The organism is Aldersonia kunmingensis, from assembly GCF_001646865.1.
Lineage (GTDB): Bacteria > Actinomycetota > Actinomycetes > Mycobacteriales > Mycobacteriaceae > Aldersonia > Aldersonia kunmingensis.
In genome coordinates, this window is sequence record NZ_LRRB01000084.1 from 1 (window position 1) to 20,233 (window position 20,233).

General features: G+C 66.9%; 15 protein-coding genes and 1 pseudogene. 8 read left to right on the forward strand and 8 right to left on the reverse strand.

The genetic code is table 11. From position 1 onward, the window contains the following. Nucleotides 1–179 (forward strand): annotated as a pseudogene (locus A8G08_RS27025) (IS110 family transposase); the annotation flags it as partial. An 8-nt stretch (nucleotides 180–187) separates the two neighbouring features. On the opposite strand, the gene A8G08_RS06315 reads toward A8G08_RS27025, so the two are convergent. Together A8G08_RS06315 and A8G08_RS06320 are read right to left on the reverse strand one after the other, a co-directional pair. Next, nucleotides 188–1,216, reverse strand: a complete 1,029-nt coding sequence (locus A8G08_RS06315; protein WP_068271646.1) for an ABC transporter ATP-binding protein — start codon at nucleotides 1,214–1,216, stop codon at nucleotides 188–190. Nucleotides 1,217–1,376: 160 nt separating this feature from the next. After that, entirely contained in the window at nucleotides 1,377–2,063 is a 687-nt protein-coding gene (locus A8G08_RS06320; protein WP_068271647.1) for a PadR family transcriptional regulator, read from the reverse strand. A 76-nt stretch (nucleotides 2,064–2,139) separates the two neighbouring features. Here A8G08_RS06320 and A8G08_RS06325 point away from each other — a divergent pair, with 76 nt between their 5' ends. Then, on the forward strand, nucleotides 2,140–2,709 hold the full coding sequence (locus A8G08_RS06325; protein ID WP_068271713.1) for an NADPH-dependent FMN reductase: 570 nt from the start codon (nucleotides 2,140–2,142) through the stop codon (nucleotides 2,707–2,709). On the opposite strand, the gene eccE is transcribed toward A8G08_RS06325, so the two are convergent. Continuing rightward, entirely contained in the window at nucleotides 2,697–4,403 is a 1,707-nt protein-coding gene (gene eccE / locus A8G08_RS06330; protein ID WP_068271648.1) for a type VII secretion protein EccE, read from the reverse strand. The two genes, A8G08_RS06325 and eccE, sit on opposite strands and share 13 nt — an antisense overlap. Nucleotides 4,404–4,522: 119 nt before the next feature. Here eccE and eccB point away from each other — a divergent pair, with 119 nt between their 5' ends. After that, nucleotides 4,523–6,016, forward strand: a complete 1,494-nt coding sequence (gene eccB / locus A8G08_RS06335; RefSeq protein WP_068271650.1) for a type VII secretion protein EccB — start codon at nucleotides 4,523–4,525, stop codon at nucleotides 6,014–6,016. 79 nt (nucleotides 6,017–6,095) lie between these two features. Here the strand turns inward: eccB and mycP are convergent, their stop codons facing one another. Both mycP and eccD read right to left on the reverse strand, forming a co-directional pair. Then, on the reverse strand, nucleotides 6,096–7,451 hold the full coding sequence (gene mycP, locus A8G08_RS06340) for a type VII secretion-associated serine protease mycosin (protein ID WP_068271715.1): 1,356 nt from the start codon (nucleotides 7,449–7,451) through the stop codon (nucleotides 6,096–6,098). Nucleotides 7,452–7,501: 50 nt separating this feature from the next. After that, nucleotides 7,502–8,953, reverse strand: a complete 1,452-nt coding sequence (gene eccD, locus A8G08_RS06345; protein WP_068271652.1) for a type VII secretion integral membrane protein EccD — start codon at nucleotides 8,951–8,953, stop codon at nucleotides 7,502–7,504. A 216-nt stretch (nucleotides 8,954–9,169) separates the two neighbouring features. Between eccD and A8G08_RS06350 the strand changes: the two genes are divergently transcribed. From A8G08_RS06350 to A8G08_RS06365, 4 genes are all read left to right on the forward strand, one after another. Continuing rightward, nucleotides 9,170–10,402, forward strand: a complete 1,233-nt coding sequence (locus A8G08_RS06350; protein ID WP_068271658.1) for a type VII secretion-associated protein — start codon at nucleotides 9,170–9,172, stop codon at nucleotides 10,400–10,402. Nucleotides 10,403–10,519: 117 nt separating this feature from the next. Beyond that, nucleotides 10,520–14,530, forward strand: a complete 4,011-nt coding sequence (eccCa, locus tag A8G08_RS06355; protein WP_068271661.1) for a type VII secretion protein EccCa — start codon at nucleotides 10,520–10,522, stop codon at nucleotides 14,528–14,530. A 193-nt stretch (nucleotides 14,531–14,723) separates the two neighbouring features. Then, nucleotides 14,724–15,050: a WXG100 family type VII secretion target gene (locus A8G08_RS06360; protein WP_245672696.1), complete on the forward strand. Its 327-nt coding sequence runs from the start codon at nucleotides 14,724–14,726 to the stop codon at nucleotides 15,048–15,050. A 33-nt stretch (nucleotides 15,051–15,083) separates the two neighbouring features. After that, nucleotides 15,084–15,365 carry a WXG100 family type VII secretion target gene (locus A8G08_RS06365; RefSeq protein WP_068271662.1) on the forward strand — a complete coding sequence of 94 codons (282 nt, stop codon included), beginning with the start codon at nucleotides 15,084–15,086 and terminating at the stop codon, nucleotides 15,363–15,365. A 222-nt stretch (nucleotides 15,366–15,587) separates the two neighbouring features. Here A8G08_RS06365 and A8G08_RS06370 read toward each other — a convergent pair whose 3' ends face one another. Together A8G08_RS06370 and A8G08_RS06375 are read right to left on the reverse strand one after the other, a co-directional pair. Continuing rightward, a complete protein-coding gene (locus A8G08_RS06370) occupies nucleotides 15,588–16,790 on the reverse strand; it encodes a glycosyltransferase (protein ID WP_068271663.1) in 1,203 nt (400 codons plus the stop codon). A gap of 13 nt (nucleotides 16,791–16,803) precedes the next feature. Further along, the gene (locus A8G08_RS06375; protein WP_068271664.1) at nucleotides 16,804–18,909 is read right to left on the reverse strand and encodes a catalase; all 2,106 of its coding nucleotides are present in this window, start codon (nucleotides 18,907–18,909) and stop codon (nucleotides 16,804–16,806) included. 257 nt (nucleotides 18,910–19,166) lie between these two features. Between A8G08_RS06375 and mbp1 the strand changes: the two genes are divergently transcribed. Next, entirely contained in the window at nucleotides 19,167–19,406 is a 240-nt protein-coding gene (gene mbp1, locus A8G08_RS06380; protein WP_068271667.1) for a microaggregate-binding protein 1, read from the forward strand. An 88-nt stretch (nucleotides 19,407–19,494) separates the two neighbouring features. Here mbp1 and A8G08_RS06385 read toward each other — a convergent pair whose 3' ends face one another. Further along, complete coding sequence (locus A8G08_RS06385; protein WP_068271669.1) at nucleotides 19,495–20,232, reverse strand: metallophosphoesterase family protein; 738 nt, start codon at nucleotides 20,230–20,232, stop codon at nucleotides 19,495–19,497. Nucleotide 20,233: the final 1 nt, after the last annotated feature.

Genomic DNA, 20,233 nt, shown 5'->3' on the forward strand with positions numbered 1-20,233 from the left:
CCGCGATCCGCTCCGACCCGGCCAGCAAAGCCTTCTACGCCCGAAAACGCGCCGAAGGCAAACGACATCACCAAGCCCTCATTGCATTGGCGAGACGCCGCATCAACGTCCTGCACGCACTGCTGCGCACTCGCCAGCCCTACCGGGCCGACTACCGAGCATCCGTTACTGCCGCTTGACAAAAACATTAGGCAGCCACCTCCGCACCCTGCTCGGCCGCATCGCCGGCGCGGTAGGCCCGGCCGGCGTAGTGCAGGTAGACGTCATCGAGCGAGGGGCGTGACACCGATACCGCGCCGAACGCGATCCCGGCTTGGTCGAACGCTGAGATGACCTGCCCGATGATTGGGGGTGGATCGTCCGCGCGGGCGATCAACTTGCCCGAGGTTCCGTGCGCGTCGATGACGATATGTCGAAGTGCACCAAGCGATTCGGCGATCCAACGAACCCGGTTCACGTCCGGCGACACCAGTTCGACAGTGAGGGTGTCGCCGTCGAGGCGTGACTTGAGCTCGTCGGGTGTGCCCTCCACAATGGCTCGCCCGTGATCCACGATCACCAGCCGGTCGGCGAGTTCGTCGGCCTCGTCGAGGTAGTGCGTGGTGAGCACGACCGTGATCGAGCGTTCCGCGGCGAGGCGCCGGATCTCGGCCCACATCTGGGCGCGCGATTCGGGGTCGAGGCCGGTCGTCGGCTCATCGAGGAACAGTACCGACGGCGAATGCACCAGTGCTATGGCGACATCGAGCTTGCGTCGCATACCGCCGGAGAGTGCGGTGATCTTGCGCTCGGCGGCGTCGGCGAGATCGAACTGCGCGAGCAGTGCATCTGCGCGACGGCCGGCGTCGATGCGGCCGATGCCGCGCAGGCGGGCAGAGAGCACGAGGTTCTCTCGCGGGGTCTGGCGCGGATCGGCGCCGGTGCCCTGCGAGACGTAGCCGATCCGCCGGCGCACCTGGTCGGCGTGGGTTCGCACGTCGAATCCGGCGACCCTTGCCGTGCCCGAGGTGGCGCTGGCCAGCGTTGTGCAGATCTTCGTGGTGGTGGATTTCCCGGCACCGTTGGGGCCGAGCAGCCCGTACACCGTGCCTTCCGGAATCGTGAACGCGAGCCGGTCGAGCGCGACGACCGGGCTGCGCTTGCGGCCTACCGAGTAGGTCTTGGTCAGGTCGACGACCTCCACCGCGGCGGGGGAGGACGAATCGATGGACGTCATTGCATGTCCTTCGGGTTGGCGGATCGAGCCGACCGAGACACGCAGGCGATACCCTGAGTTTGCAGACGAAGCGTATCGGCGCTCCGCGCGTCGGTCGGTTCGGATCCGGTGATGGCTCGGGTGTTGGCGCACCCGGGCCATTGCTGAATGTGGACCTGTGTCACTGTCCTCGCTGGGTCGGCACCCCCATTCCGTCGGCGATGAACTCGAGTTCGGCATCGGATAGCCGGTGTGCGCCCGTCTCCGCGATTCGGTCGTGCAGCTTCTGCCACGTCGCAGTGCCCGCCAGGGACCCGGTTTCGATGCGCTGCGCGAGCTGCTCGGTGAATGCCAGCTCGGCCTGCGCCATCGCTGCCTCGTACCGGCTCTCGATGACAAACAGTTCCGGCAGCCAGGTTGTCACCTCGGCGAGCTGGTCGTTCAGTTCGGCGAGCCGCTTCCCGATGTGCTCGGCGCGGGCGTGCAGTAGTTCCGTTGCCTCGGTGGGGGATAGCACTGCGATGAACGACAACGCCGCCATGAACTGCGGATACTCCTTGACCGGCGTACCGACCAGGTCACGCATCCACTCCCGGGCCTCCTGGGCCCCCGCCTCGGTCAGGTCGTACACGGTGCGGGCCGGCCGGTTGCCCTCTTGTTCTGTGCCGGTGGCCTCGATCAACTCCTGACGGACCAGCGATTCCACCACCGAATACAGCGACCCGAAGTTGAGCCGGACGGAATCCTGCTTCCCGCGTTCCCGCAGCGTCTGCGACATCTGATACGGGTGCATCGGCCGCTCATACAGAAGTACGAGAACGGCGAGCGCGAGTGGATTGGAACGCGCGGTCCGCGAGCGACCGGCCATGAACCCTCCTAATACTCGACTCAGAGTACTCGATACCGAGTATTAGTGCCATGGGTGATCGGCTACCTTCGTGAACGTGCCGGAATCGCAAGAACCACTGCGGTTGGAAGTGATCGTCGGAAGCGTCCGCGAGGGCCGGTTCGCGCCGGTCGTCGCGAACTGGTTCGTACGCCGGGCGCAGGAGGACGGGCGCTTCGATGTCCGGGTGCTCGACTTGGTCGATGCGAGGTTGCCCGACGATCTCAGCGAGAACGCGCAGACCACAGCATTCCGGGAGCGGCTTGCCGCAGCCGACGCCTTTGCGGTGGTCAGCTCCGAGTACAACCATGGCTACTCGGGAGCGCTGAAAACCGCGATCGACAGCGCGAAGTACGAATGGCGCGCGAAACCGATCGGCTTCGTCTCCTATGGCGGGCTATCGGGCGGGTTGCGCGCTACAGAGCAGTTGCGCCAGGTCGTCGCCGAGGTGCACATGGTCGCGGTGCGCGAGCAGGTCAGCTTCCACCGCGCCCGCAAGCGCTTCGACGAGGACGGCGAGACGAGCGACGGCGCGGCGATCGACGCTTCTGCGCGGATGCTCGGGCAGCTCGCGTGGTGGGGCCACGTGCTGCGCGATGCCCGGGCCACCAACCCCTATCCGGGGTAGGACCCCGCGTAGGCGGGCGGTCGCGGCGTGCGCGGTCGGCCGATGAACGCTGTCTCGCGCGGAATCGAGACGAGGCTGAGTTCGATTCCCTTGCTGCCGCTTTCGAGTAGGACCCGGCTCCCGGCCGCGCCGGGCTGATGCAGCGAGACGTCGGCGCGACGCGCCGGCCACAGCGACGGATCCGAGGTCAGGTACATCGTGGTGACGCCCGCGCGCGGGGGTGGGGCGACCACGCCGTCGATCAGGGTCGCGTTGAAACCTGCATCGGAGTACTGGGATTCGGTGACGACGAGAAACTTGTCGGGGCTCCCGACCGCGTGGAACATGGCCTCCCAATCGTGCGGCCGATCGGTGCGAACGAGCACGCGGGAACCGATCGCAAGCGCGCGGAACACGACCTGCTGCGCTAGGTACAACTCGCCGGCGAGGTACACCGTCGAGACGCCGGTGCCGACCAATCGCGTCGCGATGCCGTTGCCCTGCCCATCGGAGCCGATCAGCTGACCGCAGCCGGCCGTCGGGAGTCGCAGGTCGTCGAGATCGTCGAGGCTCAGTTCGGTTCGCGGAATCAGATCCTCGAGGTCGGCAACCGCGAGCGGCAGATGCGCGAGGACCGCATCGCGGTGCCGGCCGCTCATCGTGACCGTGCCAGTGATCCCCGCAGCCTCCGGCAGTTCCCTCGACGTCAATCGCCATGCCGCACCGACCGATACGGACTCCGGCGTGGTACCCGGGCGCAGCCGAACCACGGTGGTGGTCGCGCGCGAGGGCGCCACCCAGAGCCGCGCCAGCGTCTCAGCGTTCAGGGCCTTGGGTGCGATAGCCGAGCCGATGTTCACGGTCTCGCCGAGTTGGGCGAAACGCCAGGTCTGCATGAGGCGTCGCGGATCGGCGCCACCGGTGATCTGCAGCACCGCGTCCCGGATTTCCGGCGCGGTGAGAACTCGTGAGCGGCAACCAACTTCGTCGAGTGCTCGCACGATGCGCCGGGTTGCGATGGTGGTCGAGCGGCCTGCCCCGTCGGACCCGCCACCGCGTCGCTCAACCGCATCGGGACACGCGAGCGCATCGAAACAGATTGCCAGCCAGACAGTTCGGACCGCGGTCGCCGGCAGCGGCCCGATCAGCCCCTCGTAGACAGCGCCCGCAGGCGTGCCCGACCGACTCCGGTAGCCGTGGCTCACGATGTCGATTCCGGCGAGTTCGATGTCGTGCTGGCACAGGTTGCGGGCGAGGTCCGCGAGTGGGAGCAGGTGGGTGGCGTCGAAATCCGCCCGCGAGATCGAGGTGAGCCCGCCGACAGGCGCGAGCACCTCGACGACGGCGACCACTCGGCTGCCGTCCCAGTACAGACCGAGCGAACGGCCATCGGGTGAACGGAAATCCACGGTCTGGCCAAGCGGATACTCGCCGGCGTCGCGGTAGCGCCGAACGATGCGCAGCCAGCCGAACGGGGAGTGCCTCGCCACCGGGATGAGCAGTGCGAGCGCGACAACCGCTGTGGCCGCAACCGCGATAGGCACATCCACGCCGCACGCTACGGCAGCGATGCCCAGCATGACGGCGAGCACCTGTGCGGCGAGTACGTCGGTTCCGGTGATTCGATCCCACAGTGAGCGCGGCCGATTCCATCGGCGTGAGCGCGGCCGATTCCATCGGCGTGGGCGTGGCTGATCCACACGGCGATCCCGCATTCGAACTTCCCCCCGATCGGTTGGCCGGCCGCCGCTTCCGGCGAAACGGCCCGTTCAACCGTAATGCGCGGACACTGTACGCTCGTTTGCCGAGTGCGTGCTGACCCGGGGGAGGAACAATGCCAGCACAGCCGACTTCGCGATGGCAAGTCAGTGGATACCGATTTCTTGTGCGCCGGATGGAGCATGCGCTGGTTCGTCGCGACGTCCGGATGCTGCACGATCCGATGCGCGCACAGTCGCGGGCATTGACCGTCGGCGTCATCCTGGCCTGTCTCGGGCTCGCCGCGTGTGGCGTCCTCGCGCTGCTGAAGCCGCAGGATCGCATCGGAGACAACAAGATTCTCGTTGGCAAGGATTCCGGCGCGATGTTCGTCGTGCTAGGCGACACCGTCCATCCGGTGATGAACCTCGCCTCGGCACGGCTCGCGGTTGGCGAGGCCGCAAAGCCGTCCATGGTCAAGGACTCGGCCATCGCGGCCCGTCCGCGTGGTCCGCTCGTCGGCATCCCGGGCGCACCATCCGCACTTCCGTTCGATGCCAAGGGAACCGGGCGGACCTGGACCGTGTGCGACACGGTCTCGACGGACGGTGGTTCCACCGCCAGCAACTCCGTTGTGATCGGCAGCCTGGACAGCAGCGGTGAACGCGCAGCGCCGCTGCAGACCGGCGAGGCGCTGCTCCTGGAGTCGGGCGCCGAGACGTTCCTGGTTTTCGAGGGCCGCCGCGCCGAGATCGATCTCGATGACCGCGCGGTGACCGCCGCACTTGGACTCGAAGGTGTGGATCCCCGCCCGGCAAGCGCAGGTCTGCTCAATGCCATTCCCGAAGTTCCAGCCATCGCCGTGCCGCGGATCCAGGGCACGGGAAGTATTCCCTCGTATCCGGTTTCGAACCTGCGTGTCGGATCCGTCGTGCAGATCTCGCGCGGGGGTACGGTCTCCCACTTCGTTGTGCTGCGCGATGGCCTGCAGCTGATCAGTGCTGCGACCGGCGACATCATTCGGGCGGCCGACTCGCAGGGCACGACCGAAGTAACCAAGCTGGCACCCGACGTGCTCAACAAGGTGCCGATCGTCGATGAACTCGACGTGTCCGGATTCCCGCAAAGCGTTCCTACCGTGGTCAACCCGCGGGACAAGCCGGTCGGCTGCCTGTCGTGGTCGCCGATCACGGGTGAGTCCGACAACGTGGAATCCGCGAGCGGCGTTGTGCACGCCGAGGTCTCGGTCCTCGCCGGGCGTGGGCTGCCGATCGCCGACAAGGCCAAGCTCGTCCAACTCGCCCAGGCCGACGGCTCGGGCACGAAGGCCGACCGGGCGTACTTCGCGCCGGGCTCCGGGGCGTATCTGCAGACCACGGGGATCACGCCGACGAGCGAGCGCAAGGACTCGCTGTTCTTCGTGTCCGACACCGGAGTTCGCTACGGCATCGCCAATGCCGAAGCAGCGAAGCTACTCGGTATGGAGGTTCGCCCGGAGCCTGCGCCATGGCAGATCGTTGGCCTGCTGGCCCCCGGTCCGGCGCTTGGCCGCAGCGAGGCGATGGTGGCACACGACGGTGTGGAACCGGATTCCGCGCCTGCTGCGTTGACGTCGTCCTCGACGCGCTGAGCCGCTTCGGCTGCGCCCACGAGTCGAGTCTGCTGCCGCCGTGGCGACGGATCAGATGCGGCGGCAGGCTGATTCGAAGCTAGGCGGCGTGGCGCCCGGTCGGTGTGGCCGGCTTTGCCGGCCGCATCCGGCGTCGCATCGGGAACGATGCCAACACGCCTACGACGAGAAGTGCGGTAACGACGAGGGTGCCGATGAGTGCGGTGTTGCGCCCGCGGTGATCGGGCGGAAGAGGCTCGGGCGGAATCTGCATTGCCACCGACGCGGACCGGCTCGGCTGCTTCGACAGTTGTACGCCCGAAACATCGGCGGTCACGGCCGCGTACGGATCGATCACGCCGAAGCCCACGGATGGATTCCAGCCCTCGGCGGGTGCGTGCGCGGTCGCCTCGATGCGCGACATCACCTCGCGAGCGGTCAGTTCGGGGAACCGCGCTCTTACGAGCGCCGCTGTCCCCGCGACGAACGGCGCGGCGAAACTGGTGCCTGCGAACGACTCCGACCCGCCCTTGTCATCGACCTTCGCGTTGGTCAGCCCGGTGCTGCGCGGGTCGAGCGAGACGATGTTCTCGCCGGGCGCGGCCACATCGACCCATGGCCCCGGCACGGTGAACTGTGACGGCGCGCCGTTCGCGTCGACAGAACCCACAGTGAGCACATAGTTGTCGTACCAGCCGGGGGAGACGATCGTCGTTACGCGATCCCACGGGTTCGCACCCGGATTGAGCGGATCGGGTGCGGGATTGCCAGCCTGGCACCGATCGAGATTGCCCGCGGAGGCGACCACCACGACATTCTTGCGAACCGAGGCGTATTCGACGGCGGCACCGAGCGACGCGTCGTTCATCGCCGTGCTCGAGCACGCCACCTCGGAGATGTTGATGACGGACGCTCCCATGTCGGCCGCATGGCGGACCGCAGAGGCCAGGGTGCTCGTATTGCCGTACCCGTCGGCGACGTCCTCCGGTTGCTGCTGCTTGGACCGCCCGGCGACCTGCCAATGGCTGCTCGACTGGCGCAGGCTGATGATTCTGGCCTGCGGGGCGACGCCGGCGAAACCGCTGCTGCCGTCCTCGCTCGCGGCAATGATTCCCGCGACGACCGTGCCGTGCACGTCGCAATCGTCGGTGCCGTCCGTGTCGCTGATGTAGTCGCCACCACCGATCAGTCCGGGCAACCGCGGATGGCGCGCGACGCCGGTATCAATGACGGCAACAGTCTGCCCGGCGCCCTTGCCGAATGCCCATGCCGAGGTGACGTCGAGATCGCGATGCCCTGCGGAAGCGGTCGAATCGGTGCGTGACGTGCCGAAGCAGATGGTCTTCTGTTCGGTGCGGTCCGGTGGCGCCGGCCGACCGTCGGCAGGCAGGCGGCCAGGATCCACGATCGGTGGGCCCGCAGCCAGCGCGCCGGGCGCGCCGAGCGCGGAACACATCAGGACGATGGATGAGGCCGTGGCCAGGCGCGCTGCCCGGCGGGCGAGGTTCACAGCCCGCGGACGAGCGAGTAGAGCTCCGCTACCCAGCACACCAGCGGTACGACTGCTGCGACGCAGGCATATTCGGCAAGTTCAGCTGCGCGACGCAGCGGTGGGGAGAAGGTCTGGTTCGGTGCGATGATGCCGAGCACGAGGGCGAGAAGAGCGCCGACCACCGCGACGCCGAACACGGCCAGCGGGTATCCGGCGGTGAGGCTCGCGTCGATCAGCAGGCCGAGGATCACAGTGAGACCGCCCGCGATCAGGGTGAACGCCTGCTCGGCGGCGGCATAGGTGCGTCCCCGGAACATCAGGACCGCGGCGCAGGTCGCTGCGAGTGTGGTTGCAGGCCAGTCGATCCCACTCCCGCCGGTCGCCGCGGCGGTGATGGCCGCGGCCGCGCTCACGATCGTCGCCCCGATGATGATCCCGGACATGGACCGCCGCGCGGCGGCGGCGCGTTCGCGCAACTCGAGGAAAGACAGGGCGGCGGCATCGTCGTCATCGGTGGTGGCTTCGCTGCCCGGTGACGGGACGCCGGGGAGCGGCAGGCTCGCCAGCATCATCGAGATGCGCGGCGCGCCCGCGATGGCGGCGAGCGCGACTCCGGCGAGCACCGCGGCGATAGCCTGCACCGGTTGGTCGGACAGGGTGCCGACGAGTTCGGCCGGAATAAGCAGTACCGCAATGGTTGTCGCGGCGGTGAAAAGCCGCAGGCCCGCGTTGCTCATGCGTAGCGCGGTCACGGCCATCGCTCCTGCGAGCGCGGTGCCCATCAGCGCGTGTGCCCAGGAAACATCGTCGGGCACCAGCAGGAAGCCACCGGTCACCGCGGTCGGAAGTGCACAGCCACCGAGGACCAGGGCGCTTCTGGTGTCCTGATAGACGCGGCCGACCACCGATCCGCCGGCCACGAACAGCACCGTCAACACGAGCGCACAGATCGCGCCGAGCAGGTCGTCTGCGGCGCGTGCGTCCCACAGCAGGGCGAAACATCCAGCCAGCGTGGCGAAGACCGCGGAAACCGAACCCATGAGCCGGGCGGAGTCGGGCGTCCACTGCCGGTTACTCTCGGCACCGGCCGCGGCGACGCTGTACATGATGTCATCGAACAAGGGTTGCGGCGCGCCATGCTGCGCGCTCTCCAGCATGAGCAGTTCGCCGTCGCGCACGCCGTGCTCACTCAGGCTCAGTGTGGCCGAGAGCGGTGACTGGCCGACCCGCGCGAGTACCCACTCGGACGGCTCACTCTGCTCGACCGCGTGATCGAACTCATTTGTGCGGCCGTGCGCAGCAACGAGATCGACGATGCCGGGGATCAAAAGCGCAACCGGCACCTCGGCCGGTAGCGCAAGATCGACCTGCGTGTGTTGGGCGACGATGGTCAGCCGACACAGTTCGGGTGCGCGCACCCCGGCCCGCGCCGAGTGCTCCGATACCGACAGGCTCGCGTGCGTCACTGCTTCCCCCCAGCGTTCCTCCCGCCACGGGCCCCCTGACCCGTGCCCGGCAGCGAAAAATCGTCGCAACTCTACGGCACTACCGCGCCGCAATGCCACGGAGGTTCGACAGGGTAGATTGGGCCGCCTGGAACGTCTAATTCAGGGGGAGCCTCGGGTGAGCGCGGTCCGAATCCGCTGGCGCGGTGCGCACCCCGGTCCTCGGGCGTCGTCGCGATGACAGCCGCTGCCCTTTGCGTCACCGCGGACGGGGTCTTCGGGTGGGTCCGACGGGACGGCGTCACAGTCGACATCGTGTCCGGCGCCGGCCTGAACGAACTCGCTGGGCGGCTTGCCGGGGCGCGGATATCTGCAAGCTTTCCCTCGCACTGGGCCGCCCCCCGCCGTGATCGCCTCGCCGCAGAGTTGGCGGCAGGTGGCGCGCGTGTCGAATTGACCCCGATCGCGTTGGCCGCGGCGAGCGCGGTCGCCGGGGCCACTGTGCACGGGCCGAGGGTCGTGGTGGTCGAGTTGGAGCGGCACGCGGCCACGGTGACCTGCGTGGCGCCCGCAGGCGATGAGGTGCGCATTGTCGCCTGCGAGCGCGAGCCTGCCCTCGGTGCCGAGGATCTGCTCGATCCCGACCGCGGGCTCGAGGCCATCGCGGCGCTGGCCGGGTTGGTAGAAGCCATTGGGGCCGGTCGCGCGGTCGAGGAGATTCTCGTTGTCGCCGAGGCAGATCCGGCAACGCTCGAGCCGTTCCTGGTGAGCCTTGCGAAGGCGCTTCCACGCATCGGCCGATCGCGGGTGCTGCACCCCACTCAGGTCTGCCCGCCCTCGACGGATGAGATCCCAGCGGTGCTTCCGCACCGGCAGGTCGGTTTGGTCGGGCGCGGTACTGCGGTGGCGTTGGCAGCACTGCTGGTCGTAGGCATTTCCACGGGAGTGTGGTGGTGGCAGGCGAATGGGCCGCGCCAACCGGCCGCCGCAGCAGAGGCAACGACGGTTTCGACCTTGGGACCGGCGCAGCCTTCCGAAGTGACTCAGGTGAATGGCCGCGTGCGTTTCGTCGTTCCACCGTCTTGGTCGCCTCGGCCGCCGGATCCGCAGCGGCCGGGCCGGCTCGAGCTCGCCCCGCCCGGCGGTGCTGCGGCGCGAATCATCGTGATCCAGAACGAGATCGACCCGGGCCTCGGCTACGACGAGGTCGCCTCGGCTCTGGCGGACAAGATCGCCGCGCGCGGCTCCGGCGGACCTTTTGCCGATCTGCAACGCGACGTGGTGTTCGGTGGCCGACCGGGACTGTCGTACCGGGAGACGCCGAGCCCAGGGTCCGAGGTGCGTTGGCATGTCGTGGTCGAGCAGGAAATGCAGGTCAGCGTCGGATGTCAATACCCGGCCGCTGATTGGGCGTTGGTTATCGGAGCGTGCGAGCGGGTCGTACGGAGCCTGACCGTCGCATCGGGCTGATCCCGCCTGCTGTTGTCGCCCGAGCGGCGAATCCACCCGAGTCCGAGCAGTGCTGATCCCGTCGGATCCGCAGGGTAGATTGGCGCGCCGGGGAAGATCTATGGGGGGAGTTCTCGCATGAGTACTGTGCGATTCCAGCGCCGTGCGCGCCGTGAAATGCCGCGCACACCCGGCGGCGAAGTGACGCTGCAGCCGCCACCCGAGATCCCGCGTGTCGTACCGGGAAACCTTCTGACCAAGCTACTTCCGGTCGTGATGGTCGTTGCGATGATCGGCATGATGGCGATGCTGTTCACCTCCGGTGGCTTCGGCGCGAACCCGATGAGCCTGATGTTTCCGGCGATGATGCTGTTCTCGATGGTCGGCATGTTCACCGGCCAGGGGCGCAGCGGAACACCGCGCGCGGCCGAGGCGAACGAAGACCGCAAGGATTATCTGCGCTATCTCGACCAGCTGCGCGACGACGTTCACGACACCCGGGATCGTCAGCACACCGCGTTGAGCTGGAGTCATCCGTCGCCGGGACCGATCTGGACACTGGTCGGCACACGCCGGATGTGGGAGCGGCGCGTCGGCGACCCCGACTACTGCCATGTGCGGATCGGTGTCGGTCCGCAGGGACTCGCCACCCGCCTGATCGCGCCGGAGACCGGGCCGGTCGAGGAGCTCGAACCCGTTGCGGCTGTGGCGTTGCGTCGGTTCGTGCGCGCGCACTCCGTGGTCGAGATGCCGCTCGCGGTGTCGCTGCGCGGGTTCGCCGCGATCGGCTTCGACGGCGACCGCTCGGGCGCTCGGGCGCTGGTCCGCTCGATGCTCGCGCAGATGTGCATGTTCCACGGGCCCGATCAGCTTCAGGTCGCCATCGTGTGCGGCCCTGACACTGCTGACCAGTGGGAGTGGACGAAGTGGCTGCCGCACGCGCAGCACCCCGAGGCCCAGGACGGTGTCGGCTCCGAACGGATGTTCTACGGGTCGATCATCGAACTCGACTCGGCAATGCGCGGACAGCTTTTGACCCGCAACAAGTTCGCGCGCACCGCACCCGCCCAGGCCGGCATCGCGCAACTCGTCGTGATCGTGGACGGCGGCATTCTGGACACCGACGGCGAGGGGGACCTCGTCAGCGCCGGTGGTGTGGATTCCGTGACGATGTTCGACCTGTGCGGTTACGCGCCGCGGCTCACCGCCCGTGGGCTGCCGCTGGTGATCGAGAACGGCGATCTGTTCGCACGCAGCGCCGCCGGCCTCGAGCGGATCGCGCGGGCCGATGCGATGAGTCTCCAGGAAGCGCAGCAGCTTGCGCGCCGCCTCGCGCCCTTCCGGGTCGCCGCAGCGCACGCCGAGGAACGCGTCATCGATTCCGGCGAAGACCTCTCGAACTGGGCCAACATGGTCGGCGCTGGTGATGTCGGCTCGTTCAATCCGGAGAGTGCTTGGCGCCCGAGGCACGGCCGGGAGCGGTTGCGAGTGCCGATCGGTCTCGGCCCCGACGGCGTGCCCGTCGAACTGGACATCAAGGAAGCCGCCGAGAACGGGATGGGCCCGCACGGGTTGTGCATCGGCGCAACGGGTTCGGGCAAGTCGGAGTTCCTGCGGACGCTCGTGCTCGGCATGCTCGCCACGCACTCGCCGGACCAGCTGAACTTCGTCCTGGTCGACTTCAAGGGTGGCGCGACCTTCCTCGGGCTCGACACCGCCCCGCACGTTTCGGCCGTCATCACCAACCTCGAAGAGGAAGCCGCGCTCGTCGACCGCATGCGGGACGCGCTCGCCGGCGAGATGAACCGGCGCCAGGAACTGCTGCGCGCCTCGGGCAACTTCGCGAACGTCGGCGACTACGAGAAGGCACGCGCGGCCGGGGCCGAACTCGACCCGCTGCCCGCGCTGTTCGTGGTGATCGACGAGTTCTCCGAACTGCTCACGCAGCAGCCCGAGTTCGCCGAACTTTTCGTCGCCATCGGTCGCCTCGGCCGGTCGCTGCAGATGCATCTGCTGCTGGCCAGCCAGCGACTGGACGAAGGCAAGCTGCGTGGTCTGGACAGCCATCTGTCCTACCGGATCGGTCTGAAGTCCTTCTCCGCCAACGAATCGCGTGCTGTGCTGGGTGTGCCGGATGCGTACCATCTGCCGGCGAGCCCCGGTGCCGGCTACCTGAAGTCCGACGCCTCGCAGATCCAGCGGTTCCAGGCCTCCTACGTATCCGGTCCGTACGTCGGTGTGCGCGTCCGGAACGTGTCGCGTATCGGCGAGTCCGAGGTCGACGCGCGGGCACGGGAGTTCACTGCGCATGCGGTCGCGATGGATCGACTGCCGGTGGCGGTTTCCAATGCCGTGGTCAGCCCGGACCCGGAGCCGGAGGGCAATGGCGCTTCGACTCTGCAGGTGCTCGTCGACAGGATCCGCGGCCACGGCCGTCCGGCGCACCAGATCTGGCTCGACCCGCTCGACGTGCCGCCGACGGTCGACCAATTGGTGCCCGCCGCAGCGCTGACCGAGTTCCGTTCCGGCTTGGCCACATTGCGTGCTCCGATCGGGCTGATCGACCGGCCGTACGACCAGCGGCGCGACCCGATGTTCGTGGATCTGTCCGGCGCGAAGGGAAATGTGGCCATCGTCGGTGGCCCACAGTCGGGTAAGTCGACCGCGCTGCGCTCGCTGATCATGTCGCTGGCCGCGACACATTCGCCGCTGCAGGCGCAGTTCTACTGCCTCGATTTCGGTGGTGGCACGCTCGCTGGTCTCGCGGGACTGCCGCATGTGGGATCGGTCGCCAGCCGACTCGACATCGACCGGGTGCGCCGCACCATCGCCGAGATGACCACGCTCGTGAGGCACCGCGAGGAAGCATTCCGGCGGTTGGGTATCGAATCCATGGCCGATTTCCGGCGGCTGCGTGCCGAGCGGGACGAGGCGGGCGAGCATACAGCCATCTCCGACGATCCGTTCGGTGATGTGTTCCTGGTGATCGATGGTTACGGCAGCATCCGCCAGGACTTCGAGGCGCTCGAGCAGATCATCACCAACCTTGCGGTGCAAGGCCTTTCCTACGGCGTGCACGTCGTGCTCGCTGCCGCGCGATGGGGTGAAGTGCGCCCGGCGCTGAAGGATCAGCTTGGAACGCGCATCGAGTTGCGCCTTGGCGATCCGTCGGACTCCGATCTCGGACGCAAGTTCGCGATGCTGGTGCCGGAGGGACGGCCCGGTCGCGGTATCACCAAGGAGGGCCTGCACCTGCTCACCGCGTTGCCGCGCCTCGACAGTGACGGCAGCCCGGCGACGCTGGCCAACGGTGTTCACGCGGCGGTCGCGGCAATAGCCGCACGGGACCGGGGAGTGCAGGCACCGCAGGTCCGTATGCTGCCGGATCAGCTCAGCCGCGAGCAGATGATCGCGGCGACGCGGTCGTGGCCGTCCTGGGTGGACCGCACCCGCAAGTGCATGCAAATTCCTGTGGGGCTCAACGAATCCGAGCTGGCGCCGATCTATCTGAACTTCGACGAACAGCCACACCTGCTCATCTTCGGTGACACCGAGTGCGGCAAATCCACGCTGCTGCGCAGTATCTGCGAGGGGATCATCTCCTCGAACACGGATGCACAGGCTCGGCTGATCATCGCCGACTATCGGCGCACGATGCTCGGCGCGATCGAGACCAACCACCTGCTCAGGTATGTCAGCTCGGCCGCGGCGCTCACAGAGATCGTCGGGGCGCTCGTCGCAACGCTGCAGCAGCGCATGCCCGGTCCGGATGTGGACCAGCGTCAGCTCCGCGAGCGGTCCTGGTGGGCCGGTCCGGATGTGTTCTTTGTCGTCGACGACTACGACCTGGTCGCGACATCGACGGGCAATCCGCTGGCACCGCTCGTCGAGTACCTTCCGCACGCGAAGGATCTCGGTTTCCACCTGATCGTCGCTCGTCGCTCGGGTGGTGCGGCGCGCGCGCTGTACGAGCCGGTGATCGCCCGCATGCGGGATCTGGTGACGCCGGGCATCGTGATGAGTGGCAGCCGCGAAGAAGGTGCGCTGATCGGCAACGTGCGGGCCAGCGCGATGCCGCCTGGGCGCGGCACCTACGTCAGCCGGAACGGAACCGACCTCGTTCAGCTGGCCTGGATGCCGCCGCTCTAGGCACTTGCTTTGCCCGTTCGGTGACAAAATCGGCAGCGCATGCGGCAACACGCCACGGCGGTGGGGGTACACCGAAAAACTTCCGCGAATTCAGGGGAACCGAACGGGCAGGGTGATCCGTCCAAACAGATGTAGGTACGAAAAGGCGACGTCCTGGGCTGGCCGTCGACACCGGAATGATGAGGAGTCAAGGGTGGGAGTCACTACCGATGTCGCCGCGATGGAAGCTGCGGCGAGCCACGTCGAGACCGTCAATGGTCAGCTGGACGCCACGATCCGCGGCCTGAAGGCTCGCTGCGAGGGTTCCGCGGGCAACTGGGAGGGCGGCGCCGCGACCCAGTTCCAGAACCTGATGGTCCGCTACGAGGAGGCATCCAAGCGGCTGCACACGTCGCTGGACACCATCGCATCGCAGATCCGCGCCAACGGCAAGGGCTACGACGCCGCGGAGCAGGCGAACCAGGACGCCATCTCGCAGGCCGGCGCGTCGGGCGCGCTGGATATCACCACCATCCTCTGACCTACACCGGCGACCACACACCAGGAGCAATCAATGAAGTACAACTTCGCCGAAATGCTGGCGCTCGCCTCCGACATTCACTCCAACGCCGGCAAGCTCATCGAAACCCACGACGAGCTCAAGAGCTACGTCTCGAATCTCGCGAGTTCTTGGGAAGACGGCAAGGCCCGCGAGGGCTACCTGCAGGTGCAGGCCCAGTGGGACAGCGCTCATGACGACATCATCCAGGTGCTGAACACGATCGCGAAGGTCGTCGAGAACGGCACCGTCGATATGCAGAGCACCGAAGACAAGAACGCGCTGTCCTGGGCCTGATCAGCCCCGCGCCTAGCGGCGCATGAGGAGACCTGCGACGAAATGGGCCTGCGCCCGCACGTCGCAAGTGATGTGCCCCGGTGGAAGGGAGAGCCACCGGGGCACTTCCTATTTCAGGACTAGGGATTCTGGGCTTCTGCCGTGAACGGACCGTGAACGGAAGATTTGTTGCGTTGGACGGAGTGAACGCTTCCGTTCACTCCAATAGGGCGACATACGGATTCAGCGCAGCGCGCTCGGCATCCCTGCGCCGAGGACGTCCTCGTAGACCAGTCTTGTGCCCGACGCGATCCGGTCCCAGGTGTAGCGGGAGACGGCGCGGTCATGCCCGGCGATACCCCAGGCGGTGCGATGACCGCGGTCGGCGAACATGGCCCGCACCGCACCGGCAAGGGCATTGGGATCCTTCGGTGGGATGAGGCATCCGGTCACGCCGTGCACGACCGTGTCGAGCATGCCGCCGACGGCAGTGGCGATCACGGGGCGACCGCATCCCATCGCTTCGAGTGGCACCATGCCGCACGATTCGTACCACGATGTGCAGACCACGACGTCCGCGCGGGCATACACGGCGGGCATGTGCCCATGCGGCACCTGGCCGAGGAACCGAACCCGGGTGTCCACACCCAGTGACGCAGCAACCTCGCGGAGCCGATGCAACTCGGGGTCGGAAGTGGGGTCACCCTCTGGAGGGCCACCCGCGATGGTCAGTTCGGCGTTCGGCAACCTGGTCAACGCGGCGATCGCGATATCGAAACCACTGAGCGGCAGCATTTTTCCGACACTGAGCAGCTGCCACGGCCGCCCATCGGGGTCGTCCTGATGTGTCGGTGTGAACAGGTCGATGTCGACCCCGCACGGCACAACCGTCGTGTGGGATCGGGGCAGTCCCATTTCGGCGAGTTCGCTCACCTCCTCCGAACACGTTGCGATAACCCGCGCAGCGCTGCGGGCGATGAGCCGCTCGAGCCGGATTCGGGCTACGAGCCCGTCGTCGTCACCGCGGTAGCGGCGGTCCACCACGCCGAGGGAATGGAAGGTCTGCAGCACCGGCACTGCGGCCCGGCGTGCCGCCAATTGCGTTGCAACACCGGACGTCCAGTAGTGCGCGTGCGCAACGTCGGGCCGATCCCCTTGCCAGCGGTCCTCCAATCGCTCCGCGAATTCGCCGAGGTACACGAGTACTTCCTGCTCGAGCACCGGTTCGGGTGGTCCCGCGGAGACATGTACGACGGAGTATCCGGCCGACGCCATGACGGACTCGGGAACCTGCGGGTCGGTACGCCGGGTGTAAACAGTGACCTCATCGCCGGCCGCTGTCAGCGCGCCGGCCAGTGCGGCCACGTGGATGGTCCGGCCGTCCTCGCGTACGCCATCAAGCATGGTCAGCGGGCTCGCGTGCTCGGAGACCATGGCGATCTTCATGGTTGGTGCCTTCTCACGCTGGAACAGCGTCCGTCTTGCGCGCCCAGGCCCGGTGCTGGGCGAGTGATTTCGCGAACTCCTCGACGAACGCGTCCGAAAGATCGTCCTGCGCGGCGGTGCTGGTGACGACGCCATTGCTCTCCGTGACATCGGTGTCGTCGGCGAGCTGCTCGGCGACGCCTGCGGTCCGCAGTAGATCCAATCCCTTACCGAACGCACCGACGGCCTTCGCGTGCTTGTACGCCTCCGCGACGAAATGCACCGCGTACCCATCGGAGGACAGCGTCGGAACCGAATCCGGTCCACACGGGACGATCACCGCGTCGTAGAGGACCGAGGCCATCGTGTTCAGCACCCGGTCGACCGCGAGTTCGCCGCCGGAGCCTCCCGTGATCGTCCCGCCGTGCGGCGCAAGGATTTCGACGATCGCGCCGCGCGTGGTCAAGGCCGAACGGACCGCCTCGACACCCTTGACGTCGACGCCATCGGCGGCGAGCACCGCGACCTTGCGGGTCGCGATGCCGTCGGTGGCGAGGTTCAACTGCGACAGGGCGGCAGATGTCGTCGTCTCCGGCGTCGGCTCCGCGTCCGGAACGGGCAATCCGAGGTGTTCCGCGACGCGCTCGGTGAGATCGCGGTCCACCCGATTGAGTTGGGCGAGAACGGCACTGCGGATCTCAACAGTCTCGACCTTGCCGAGCTCGAAAGCGAAGGCAGCCACGATGTGCTCGGCTTCCACCTCGGACATGCTGCGCCAGAACAAGGCCGGCTGGCTGTAGTAGTTCTTGAAGCTTTCACTGCGCTTGCGGATCGTCTCGCCATCAACCCGTTGGGTGTAGTGGCGGAACACCCCCTCGTCGGCGATTGCGGGACAGCCACCCCCGAGCGAGTTCTTGTGGTAACTCGTCCGGCCCTGGTGGATCCGCTGCTGGCTGTAGCCGTCGTACTGGTTGGTGTGCACATCCGCGACCGGCCGATTGACCGGCAGCTGAGCAAAGTTGGGCCCACCGAGCCGGATCAGCTGCGTATCGAGGTAGGAGAAGTTGCGGAACTGCAGCAGCGGGTCGTTGGTGAAGTCGATACCGGGCACAACATTCGCGGTATGGAAGGCGACCTGCTCGGTCTCGGCGAAGAAGTTGTCCGGATTTCGGTTCAGTACCATCTTGCCCACCGGCCGTACCGGAACCTGCTCCTCCGGAATGATCTTGGTGGCGTCGAGCAAGTCGAAGTCGAAATCGAATTCGTTCTCTTCGGGAACGAGCTGTACGCCGAGTTCCCACTCCGGGTAGTCGCCGGCCTCGATGGTTTCCCACAGATCGCGCCGGTTGAAGTCGGGATCGTTGCCTGCCACCTTCTGGCATTCGTCCCACAGCAGCGAGTGCACACCGAGCTTCGGCGTCCAGTGGAACTTCACGAAAGTTCCCTTGCCGTCGGCGGTTACGAGCCGGAAGGTATGCACGCCGAAGCCCTGCATCATCCGGTAGCTGCGCGGCAATGCACGATCGGACATCAGCCACATGATCGCGTGCAGGGTTTCCGGCTGCAGTGAGACGAAGTCCCAGAGAGTGTCGTGGGCCGAGGCCGCCTGCGGAATCTCGTTGTGCGGCTCTGGTTTCACCGCGTGCACGAAATCGGGGAACTTGATGCCGTCCTGGATGAAGAAGACCGGCATGTTGTTGCCGACCAGGTCGTAGTTCCCCTCGTCGGTATAGAACTTGGTCGCGAATCCGCGCACATCGCGCACCGTGTCCGCCGAACCTCGTGAACCGGCGACGGTGGAGAAGCGGACGAAGACCGGGGTCTGCTTGCCGGGCGTGGTCAGGAACTTCGCCGCGGTGAACTCGGCTAGCGAATCGTCGTAAGGCTCGAAATAGCCGTACGCACCGGCGCCGCGAGCGTGCACCACGCGCTCCGGAATCCGTTCGTGGTCGAAGTGGGTGATCTTCTCGCGGGCGTGAAAGTCCTCCAGCAGGGTCGGCCCTCGTTCGCCGACGGTGAGGGAGTCGTCGGTGTGGTCGACCCGCACCCCCTGCTGCGTGGTCAGATATCCCTCGTCACGGACGACCCGGGCGCCGTCCAATTGGGCCTGCTTGGCGTTGTCCGAACCGTTCTGTGCCATTTAAGTCATGCCTTCCCGTTGGTCGTCGCCGACTCTCTCCTCCGGCTTACCCGTCGGCGTCATTGCCAAACGGTGCGTTTGACCAGTTCGGCCCGGGTACTCAACGAAGGCTCACGAGTGCAAGGAGGCGGGGCTTGGTGCAGCCGCCCGACCTTTCTGAACGGCACGTGAAATCCGGCCACGGGGTGTTTGTCCCGAGGAACCCCGGGTAGCCGATGGGCGTAAGGCACAACCGGTCCACCACGAAAGGGAACACAGTGGCAGACGAGAAGAGTGGCCCCAGCGAAGGCATCAAGGGCGTCGTCGAGGGCGCCAAGGGCAAGGTGAAGGAAGCCGTCGGTGCCATCACTGGTCAAGACGATCTGGCCCGCGAAGGTCGCGCCCAGCAGGACAAGGCGGAATCTCAGCGCGAGGTCGCGCAGAAGGAAGCCGAAGCCGAGAAGGCGCGCGTCGAAGCGAAGGCCGACGAGGAACGGCAGAAGTCTCAACAGCGGTAAGCAACGCGCCGACGCAATGAGGGGTCGGCGCGATGTGCCGACCGCAGGACCGGCCTCGCAGATGCGGGGCCGGCCCTGTTTGTGTCGGTCAGGTGGCGGCGGCGGCCACAGGCGTCGCCGGGTGCAATTCGTAGACGGCGTATGCGGCGCGGATGACGGGCTGCGCCACATTTCGGACCCGCACCCCACCCGGAGTGGTGCCGCGCTCATGACCGGCGTGCGCGTGGCCGTGCACCGCAAGATCAACGTGGTGTTCGTCGATCGGCTCACCGAGCAGGTACGAGCCGAGGAACGGATATATCTCGGGCGGCTCACCATGCAGGGTGTCCGTCACAGGCGAAAAGTGCATGAGGGCGACTCGAACATCGGTATCCAACTGCGCCAAAGACTTTCGGAGCTGTTCGGATATCTCCACGGTGTGCCCGACGAAATCTTTCATGAGTTGTTCGCCGAACATGCTGGCGCACTTGCCCGCGAAGCCACCGCCGAAGCCCTTTACACCGGCCACGCCCAGTGTTTCGCCGCCGATATCGATTGTCGTCGACGTGCCCTCGAGCATGATCAGGCCACGATCGGTCAGGAGGTCGATGATCTCGTCCTGCTGGTTGCTGTGATGGTCGTGATTGCCGAGCACGCCGATCACCGGCACAGCAAGGTCGGCGAACTCGTCGGCGACCACGCGGGCTTCGTCGAGCGTGCCGTGCCTGGTCAGGTCGCCTGCGAGCAGGAGGACATCGGCATGTTCGGGCAGATTCTCGAGCGCGGGGCGGAGTGCGCCGCGCGCATCCTCGGCGAGATGAACATCGCCGACCGCCGCGATGCGCATA